The sequence below is a fragment of the Argonema antarcticum A004/B2 genome (assembly GCF_023333585.1).
Taxonomy (GTDB): Bacteria; Cyanobacteriota; Cyanobacteriia; order Cyanobacteriales; family Aerosakkonemataceae; genus Argonema; species Argonema antarcticum.
Genome location: NZ_JAIQZN010000165.1, coordinates 1 through 8758, shown reverse-complemented (window position 1 = coordinate 8758; position 8758 = coordinate 1). Strand labels below are relative to the sequence as shown.

The 8758-nt window shown below is 42.1% G+C and carries 10 protein-coding genes and 1 pseudogene; 6 read left to right on the top strand and 5 right to left on the bottom strand.

Annotated features, from left to right (window positions below; genetic code table 11):
- Window positions 1-76 precede the first annotated feature (76 nt).
- The 5 genes and pseudogenes from LAY57_RS34070 to LAY57_RS34050 all read right to left on the bottom strand — a co-directional run.
- The gene (locus LAY57_RS34070; RefSeq protein WP_275994475.1) at window positions 77-385 is read right to left on the bottom strand and encodes an AAA family ATPase; all 309 of its coding nucleotides are present in this window, start codon (window positions 383-385) and stop codon (window positions 77-79) included.
- Between the two features lie 163 nt (window positions 386-548).
- Window positions 549-1661: a ParB/RepB/Spo0J family partition protein gene (locus tag LAY57_RS34065; protein WP_249071657.1), complete on the bottom strand. Its 1113-nt coding sequence runs from the start codon at window positions 1659-1661 to the stop codon at window positions 549-551.
- Window positions 1661-2461, bottom strand: a complete 801-nt coding sequence (locus LAY57_RS34060) for a ParA family protein (RefSeq protein WP_249071655.1) — start codon at window positions 2459-2461, stop codon at window positions 1661-1663. Before LAY57_RS34060 ends, LAY57_RS34065 begins: the two co-directional genes overlap by 1 nt.
- Window positions 2462-2824: 363 nt before the next feature.
- Entirely contained in the window at window positions 2825-3253 is a 429-nt protein-coding gene (locus tag LAY57_RS34055) for a PIN domain-containing protein (RefSeq protein ID WP_249071652.1), read from the bottom strand.
- 307 nt (window positions 3254-3560) lie between these two features.
- Window positions 3561-4073, bottom strand: a pseudogene (locus LAY57_RS34050) (ImmA/IrrE family metallo-endopeptidase); the annotation flags it as partial.
- 74 nt (window positions 4074-4147) lie between these two features.
- Between LAY57_RS34050 and LAY57_RS34045 the strand changes: the two are divergent.
- The 6 genes from LAY57_RS34045 to LAY57_RS34020 all read left to right on the top strand — a co-directional run bounded on the left by LAY57_RS34045 (window position 4148) and on the right by LAY57_RS34020 (window position 8701).
- Window positions 4148-4396, top strand: a complete 249-nt coding sequence (locus LAY57_RS34045; protein ID WP_249071650.1) for a multiubiquitin domain-containing protein — start codon at window positions 4148-4150, stop codon at window positions 4394-4396.
- Window positions 4397-4399: 3 nt separating this feature from the next.
- Window positions 4400-4798, top strand: a complete 399-nt coding sequence (locus tag LAY57_RS34040) for an E2/UBC family protein (RefSeq protein ID WP_249071648.1) — start codon at window positions 4400-4402, stop codon at window positions 4796-4798.
- A 3-nt stretch (window positions 4799-4801) separates the two neighbouring features.
- Window positions 4802-5593 (top strand): ubiquitination-like system serine protease family protein, encoded by a 792-nt coding sequence (locus LAY57_RS34035; protein ID WP_249071646.1) that lies wholly within the window; start codon window positions 4802-4804, stop codon window positions 5591-5593.
- A gap of 106 nt (window positions 5594-5699) precedes the next feature.
- The gene (locus LAY57_RS34030; protein WP_249071644.1) at window positions 5700-6722 is read left to right on the top strand and encodes a CBASS cGAMP-activated phospholipase; all 1023 of its coding nucleotides are present in this window, start codon (window positions 5700-5702) and stop codon (window positions 6720-6722) included.
- Between the two features lie 4 nt (window positions 6723-6726).
- Window positions 6727-8082 (top strand): CBASS cGAMP synthase, encoded by a 1356-nt coding sequence (locus LAY57_RS34025; RefSeq protein WP_249071642.1) that lies wholly within the window; start codon window positions 6727-6729, stop codon window positions 8080-8082.
- Between the two features lie 448 nt (window positions 8083-8530).
- Entirely contained in the window at window positions 8531-8701 is a 171-nt protein-coding gene (locus LAY57_RS34020) for a hypothetical protein (protein ID WP_249071641.1), read from the top strand.
- The last annotated feature ends 57 nt before the right edge of the window (window positions 8702-8758 follow it).

Here is an 8758-nt window from a genome sequence, read left to right as displayed (position 1 = left end):
TCTAGATGAAAGTCCATTGTTCTTTACCGGTATAATGTAGCGATCGCTACATTATACCCCATTATGCCGCAAGACCCTAAATTATTAACAGTTCACACTCACAGACTAGCTTTAACAAAAACAACGGTTGTTGACCAAGGTAATGTTTGATGGAGTAAGTACCGTTAGCGATGATGCGAGCTAAGGTGGTTTTGCCTATACCCGGTGGGCCTGAAAAGATGATTGATGATAGTTGGTCGGCTTGGATGGCACGACGTAGTAAGCGTCCTGGGCCAATAATGTGGTCTTGACCGATGAATTCATCCAGGTTGCGCGGTCGCATCCTGGCTGCTAGGGGTACTTCTGTTAAAGCAAGTTGTGGTTGATTTTGAGCGAAAGAGTCCATTGCTTTATGCTAGCTACTTTCTTTTTAGCTTTAACGCACTAAAAAAGACGAGTTGTGGCAAATTTATGCCATCCTAAAAGCTTTAGCACGCTATGTAACTGTCTCCCAAACATAATCCGGGTTAGCATTTTTACCCATCTAGCTAGAACGCAGAGAATAATTTTTACTGGTTCAAAATCTCATCAATCTCTAACAGCTTTTGCTGTAAAACTTGTCGCAGTTCCGTCAATTGTTCGGGACTCGTTGAAACCATAACTGATGAAGACAATTTCTCAACTCCCCTGACTACTGTCGTTACTTGTTTCGATTCCGAAATTTCTGGCAAGACATACTTAGCTTTAATCTGTGCTACTAACTCGCGAGTCTTCTGCACCGTCAAATCTTGTTCAATAACTCGATTAGTTGCTTCAATCCTTTCCTTCGTAGCCTGACGCTCTGAGGTCTTCAGAGTTTTAGCAGATAGCACAGTTAAAGCTAAAGCGTGCGCTCCTTTTAACCCTTGTTCCCGAATGGCTGTTTTTAAATCCTTTGGCAGAGATAGCATTGGCATCAGATTGGCTTTTACCGATGCCGGATTTAAAGCTAAATCCAACAATGCTAAAAGTATTTTTTTCTCATTTTCATTAACTCCCAAAGACTTTATACCTTGTACCTGCGTCTCTGTGGTCGCAGTCACCAGCACCGTCAATTGATTAGCTTCGCCAGAACGTTCCAACCGCCGCAACACCGTAGATAGTACAGTCGGAATTTCTGACGCTTCCATCCCAGTTGAAGTAGTCAGTTCTTTGATAATAGCCTCAGCTTTATCCAAGTAATTGAGATCTTCGTGGTGGATAAACGTTAACAATGCTTTGCGGTGTAAATCTTCTGGCATTAGTGCCTTCACAGCACGCAACGTTTTCCACCCCAGCAGTTTGGCAGCAGACCAGCGCCGTTGTCCATCCCATAACAAATAGCGATCGCTTTGTGTTATCACAATTATTGGTGCAATCTGCCCGTCTTTCTCCATACTACGAGCAATGGTTTGAATGCTTTGAGAAGTTATGGTCTGACGAGGTTGGTACGGATTGGGGTCGATCGAATCTACAGCTATTTCCAGTTCTCCTTCTTCAGCTACCAATTGTTTTCTTAACTCTTCGATTTGTTCCTCTAGTTCTGGAGATTGAGTAACTCGCAGCCTTTCTACTTCTGTTTGTAATTCAGCAATTCGTTGCGCTTGATCGGTTGCTTGAATTGCACCAGTAAAACGTTCGCTGATTTTAGGAAGCTTCGCCATTACAGTTTTCCTTGACGCACTAAAGTAACGATATCGTCAGCAATGGTTTTAAAGTCTTTACAAGCCGGATGTGCTGGTCGATATTTTTGTAAAGGCAAGCCATTGGCGCTCGCATTCTTAAATTCGGATGAATCTCGAATTTGAGGATATAACTTGACTCTTAGTTGTTCGGCTACTTCTGGTAATTGCTGCAAATACTGACGGTGGATGGCACGACTATTGTCATACAAACTGGGAATCAGCCCTAAAATAGGCGGATGGGGATCTAGCATCAAATCGTCAGCAATTCCAATCAACCACTGCACCAAGTCGGCTACACCGGAAACCGATTTCATCTCTAGCTGGATGGGAACCAATAGCCCCGTACTAGCGGCAATGGCATTTTCACAGATTATCCCTATTGTGGCAGGGCAGTCTAGGATAATTACATCGTGTCGTAAAGGATGGGCTTTTAAGCGGTCTACCAAGACATATTCACCCCGGCGGCGAATCACTAAGTCATTCGCTACTTGTGCCATGTTGGGATGACCCTGGCAAACTTCGATATTGGGGTTTGACCAAGCGGGAAGTAATGGCCAATTGCCGTCAAAGTCTTTTCCAAGAACTCGCACTACGGAATTTTCAGCTTCGGCTGAAGGTAAACCGCAGAATACATCTAATGCTCTTTGGGGGTCGAGGTCGATTAATGCTACTGTCTGACCTCGCTTGCATATCTCATAAGCTAGATGGACGGCCAGAGTTGTTTTGCCTACTCCACCTGCATTCGCTAAAATTCCAATGACAATTTTTTGTTTCGGCATAAGTTTATTTGTGCTGTAGAATTTTAATATACGACAGTTTGAATGACTGGGAATTGTCGAATTTTAAAATCCGATGGTGGTATAGCAGTTTCGGGCTCTATGTACTACATCAATCTCTAGCTAATTCATCTGTGTTTATCTGTGTACCCTTCGGGAAGGCTTGCGCCTACATCTGCGGTTAAAGTTAAAAAACTGTACTACACGGAGTTAGAAACCGCTGTAATGAGATGCGAGCAATCTTTTATCAATTGTCGCATTTCAAAATACGACGATTGGACATACTCTCACATAGATTTATCGCTAATTTTTAGTTTGGTACAAATACTCAGCCTATTATAACGATGCTTGAAGTACAATTCGACATTACCGCAATGTGGAGAATTCTTTAAATGCCGAATTGATAGCGATGGGACTGGCTTTAAATACCCAAGATAATAGCCAAGGTAAATTGTGGCAATCCACTTGTTCAGATATGGCCAATTGATGTAAGCTTGGATTGCCACTCAGCATTGCGAAACTGGACATTTTCGCCAAAGCTAAGGCAAAACTTTCAACCAGACAGAGCTTGGAATAACTTCGTCTGTAATTAACTGCTAAGGTAAGAGTTCGATCATCCAGATTCTGGATACACAAGCCCATCTTTACAAGATGAGAGCCGTTGAAGTTTTTGAGTTCATATTCATATAGCAGATCGGGGACGGCTAGTTGAAGCTTAGAGTTAAAAGCTGCCTCTAGAAGATGTCCCTGTTCTAAACAAAAAAGTAATGAAGCATCTGCTACAAGAACACGCATTTGATATCAATATAGGACTCCCATCCCATTTAAATACGAACTGGCTATCAGTTTATGGCGTAACAACCCTAACTGCCTCACCCACCTTCTCTAGCAGGCACGGGCAAGTCTTGTTCTTCTTGCCAAGGTCTTGGCCAGATGCCAAAATTTCCCGGCTTAGGTCAGTAGTCTATGGGCTTAACCCGTCAGCTTGCTTTCTCTACAGGTAGTGTTTTTACAAATGTTAAACCCAATATAACTCAATATGTAGTGTATAGTGAGACTGCTGAATACTGCTGCCTAAAATTAGCACAGATACTTGGGACTCTCAAGCGTCCTTACTTGGCGGTTGCTCCATTTTAGTTTTCAGTTCCTGAACTGTTATGCCGAGAAGCTCCGCCGCCTTCGATATGTTAATTGCACCTTCTGCGATCGCTCTAAAGCACAAACGTTCAAAACGACATGGTTTTTCATTAGGTACGGGATGAGGCTCTTTGTAAGGCGGACTTCGCCATCCTGCCTTAGCAAACTCAGCAAATAAGTTTTGAAAGGTTGTGGCATTGATAATCTCAAGGTCTTTACAGCGATAAGCCAAAGCCTGAACGCTGACCCCGAAAAAAGGCTTCAGGTAAAACAGTTCTCCTATCGTCACTGTCTGACGATGCTTCCCAATCTCTGCCCAGAGAATAGAAGCTGGCATCAGAAATGCACCAGCAAACCGATGAGCAACGCTTTCTTCATCGAGGTCAGGATCTACACTCAATACCATGTGTCCCAGTTCGTGGACAAGTGTAAACCGTTGGCGTTCCCCCGTATCAGTCTCGTTAATTACGATCGCAGGAACTGCTGGACGATTTTGACGAAGACCTCTCTAACGAAATTATCGACCTCGAAGAATATGCCAAAGCAGGCAAGGTGCCTCCAGCCCGCTGCCGTGGATATCGCATCCGAATTGACAAGCAAAACTATGTCGTCACCCGATCGGCAATGACAGGTCGCGAACTGCTAGAACTAGCTGAGAAAAAGCCACCAGAACGTTATCGGATCGACCAAAAGTTCCGTGGTGGTAAAACCGTAAAAATTGGCTTGGACGAGAAAGCTGACTTCACAACGCCGAGTGTGGAAAAGTTTATGACCTTACCCCTCGACCAAACGGAGGGTTAGTCAATGCGTCAACAATTTCGCCTCCCATCTGACAACGAGGAGTACCTTAATGCTCGCTCCCTGTCTTGGGAAACCGTTATCGACAATCGAGTTCAAAGAGTCATCGTCTACGACTTCCCCGTTCCCCCTGGATACGATCGCAATAATGTAGATTTAAATCTTCGCATCGAAACGGGGTATCCAGACGCACAAATAGACATGGTGTACTTCCATCCGCCACTGGCGCGTAGTGATGGACGACCTATCAAAGCAATTACTACCGAACAATTTGATGGCAAGCAGTGGCAACGATGGTCGCGGCACAGGAGTGTCGCCAACCCTTGGCGTCCTGGGATTGATTGCATAGCAACGCATCTCGGTCTTGTTGAGGAATGGTTGAAAAAGGAATTAACAACGGGGTGAATAATGAAGACCTCTCTGAGTTTGACAGCCGACCAGCTAGAACAATTCAAAACGCATTTATTCCCCAGTGACGGTCAAGAAGCTGTTGCTATTGCGCTTTGCGGTCGCCGTGTCGGAGATGATACACATCGTCTGTTAGTTCGCGAAATTGTCCCAGTTCCTTACGAATATTGCTCCCAACGCGCACCTGACCGGGTAACTTGGTCAACAGAGATACTCGTACCATTTCTGCAAAAAGCTGCTAAGGATAACCTGGGAATTCTCAAAATTCACGGTCATCCAGAAGAGTTTCCACAGCATTCTATAGTTGATGATGAGGCCGATCGTCGTCTTTTCCCATCAATTTATGGCTGGATGGATGACGACTATCCCCATGCCAGTGCCATCATGCTCCCGTCAGGACGTATAGTTGGACGAACGGTTAGCCCGAAAGGAGAATTTGAACCTTTATCAGCGGTCAAAGTTGTCGGTGATGAACTGCACTTTTGGTACGCTGAAGATAGTAATGAAGATCTACCTGAGTTTGCAATTAAAGTTGAGGAATTGCCAAACCGTTTGCATCCAAACTGCGTATACTTGGCGGGGGAAGGAGCGTATCTTTGGTATGTAGCGATGCTTTGTCCCTGCGGTTTTAGAGCCACTTTGTATTTGAGCTTGATGCCAGAAGGCCGTCCGAGGTGGCATCTTACGGAGCATAATGATGGTACTATCACGCTTCACCCTTCAGTTTGGCGAACAAAAGACTGTAGAAGTCATTTCTTTCTGCGCCAGGGATTAGTTCAATGGTGTAAATAAACTTGCTAATAACCTCCCACCCCTGATGCACCAAGATAAATGCTTTGCGGTGAGCGATCGATCGGCTTTCAACACCAATTTTTTTACTTAAACAACTAACTAACCAATGATTAATTCTCCTCAGCACTCCGCCTCAAAAGTAAATACTTTCAAAATCCTATCAATTGATGGGGGAGGAATTAAAGGGCTATATTCAGCAAAAATTTTAGAACACTTTGAGGATAGATTTAAATGTCACCTTGCTGATTATTTTGACTTAATTTGTGGTACTTCAACAGGAGGGTTAATTGCTTTAGGGCTGTCCCTAAAGATCCCTGTTAGCCAAATTAGTAATGTGTACTACAAACAAGGTAAGAAAATTTTCTTGCAACCAAATAGTTTTATAAGTTCTCTTAAACAATTTTTTCAGCGAAGTAAGTATGATAACAGCGAATTGAGAAAAGCCTTGGAAGAGCTTTTTGAAAACCAAACAATTACAGACTCTCACTGTTTGTTATGTATCCCCGCATTTTCTTTAACTGATGGAAGACCTTTCATTTTTAAGTACGACCATAATGAAGGAAATTTATGTAGAGATAGCAAAACAAGATACGTTGACATCGCGCTTGCAACAAGTGCAGCGCCTACATATTTGCCGATAGTTACCATAGATACCTACGATCGCAAACAGTTTATTGATGGAGGGGTTTGTGCCAACAATCCAACTCTAGTTGGAGTAGTCGAAGCACTCCGGTATTTTGTTGGTAACGACAAAAGGTTTCAGAAGCTAATGGTAATGTCTATTGGTTCTCTAGAACCCAATCCTGGTAGGCGATTTGTTACTAAACATGATCGTTCAGTTATCGACTGGAATAAAGATCTAATTGCTACATTTTTTGAGGGGCAGGCATACCTTACAAGTTACTTTGTGGAAACTTTAGCACAGCATTGTGACTCGCCATTTGATTACGTTCGGATTCCTGGAATCCCTTTATCTCCAGATCACGCACGAATTATTAACCTCGATAACACTTCCGACGAAGCGCTGAATTTAATGTCACAAATGGGTACAGATCAAGCGCTTGTTTGGGGACGTAAACCAGAGGTTGCCGAATTTTTCAAAGAGCCTAAACAATACATTATCAAGTAATATCATGGCGAATTCTCATAAATTATTCCTCAATTTCAATGATGTTATTGCCTTAAACTCTAAACGAAAAGAAACTTTACGTATATCCCGTGATGCTGTTCGTGAGAAAATCAGACAGTACTTTCGGAATAAGCAGATTGGGTTTTTACCAAAGTTTCACGGGCAGGGGTCGTTTATGATGAATACTATTATCGAGCCACTTGATGGAGAGTTTGACATTGATGATGGTATTTATTTCAAAGTAGAAGCAGAACCACTTCAAAGTGTTAGCACATTCCATCGTTGGATTTGTGAAGCTATAGATGGACATACAAAACAAAAACCTATTGACAAGCAAACCTGTATCAGGCTTGTTTATGCTGGAGAATATCATCTCGATCTACCAGTTTATTACATCATAGAAGGGCAAGCTCCATATTTAGCTCATAAGAGTAAAGGATGGATTAAAAGCGACCCCAGACAATTTATCAAATGGTTTAATAGCAAAACTGACAATAACGGTCAATTAAAGCGAATTGTGCGTTATCTAAAAGCTTGGAGTGATTACAAGAAAGGTGACTTTCCAAGTGGATTAATTTTATCAATTTTAGCGGCTACTAATATTATTCTTGATGAAAGGGATGATGTAGCACTTTACCGAACTTTACTTAACATTAAGAGTAAGCTCGAATTGAATTTTGTATGCTATCGCCCCACAACACCTACCTATGAAAACCTGCTAGACGATTACAGCAAAACTAACAAAGATTACTTTTTAGGGCAACTCAGCAGTTTCATACAATCGGCTCACACAGCCTTGAATGAGAGGACAAGCCAGAAGGAGGCTTGTAAAGCTTGGCAGCGTCACTTTGGCAAAGAACGATTCATTGATTTCTCTGAGGCTGAGGAAGCAATTAATAGTTTTTTGACTGAACCGCACATAGCTGCAAGCCAAAAAAGAACCGATCTTACTAGAGTGGCAGCTTATACAAATACTGAAGAATTCATAGAAAATTATTTCAGAGTCGATATTCAATATGAGTTAGAGATAGATTGCCTAGTTTCACAAAAAGGTTTTAGAACTCACTCATTAAGCCAAATTCTTTTCAGGAGATTACCTTTATTCCGGGATAGGAGGCTGGAATTTTATATTGTTAGGTGTAATGTCCCAGAGCCGTTCCAAGTTAAATGGAAGGTTCGTAATGTTGGAGAGGAAGCAATAATAAGAAATCAAATTCGAGGGCAAATCTTAAATGATAATGGAAATCATACAAGAATTGAATCTAGCGATTTCTACGGTTTACATTTTGTAGAATGTTATATTATCAAAAATAATATTTGTGTAGCACGCTCTAGAATAGATGTGCCAATTAAAGTTTGAGTTTAATGCAATCCGCAACTGATTTTTTAGGAGTTGAACTAGACTTCTACCGAATTATTCGCACGATTAGTACTCCGCCGGTTTCTCCCTTTCCCTCGCGGTTTTTCCAGTCGGTGGGTACAAGGCGACTCTAAAGAGAAAAGAAAACGATATCCTATCCTGTGGTCAAAAAGGGAAAAAGATGAAAAAGAACCCTTCTCCTACACAAACTGCTGCTCCCTTCAGCCTAATTCTTCATTATTAATGATAATTATGATAATTACTTCGCGATTTTCTAACGCGAAGCAACTTTTCTTTTGTCTAAAGTCCAATCAGCGTTGGACAAAACATTTTGCCTAGAGTTAGTATTGAGAATAAAGCCTTGTCTGCTAAGTCCAAAACCTTTTCAATTGCCTTACCAGTGAACAGCCTATTGTGCCATCGGCCCGTAAGCAAATAAAAACTAATAATGACGAACTTACCACTCCATTCAGCTTATGTCAATCTAATCCAAGCACTACTAGATTGTCCTAGTGGGGAGGAAACCCAGATTTTGAAGGCCAACCTCGATTTGGTGGATGCAGGGTTGGTAGAGGTCATGGAACAAGTAGTTCTTGTGTTATACTTTGCACGGTCATAGACCGTGCTTTTCAGAAAGCCAAAATTCTGGTAAAATATTTCTAGTAAAAATCCAGCA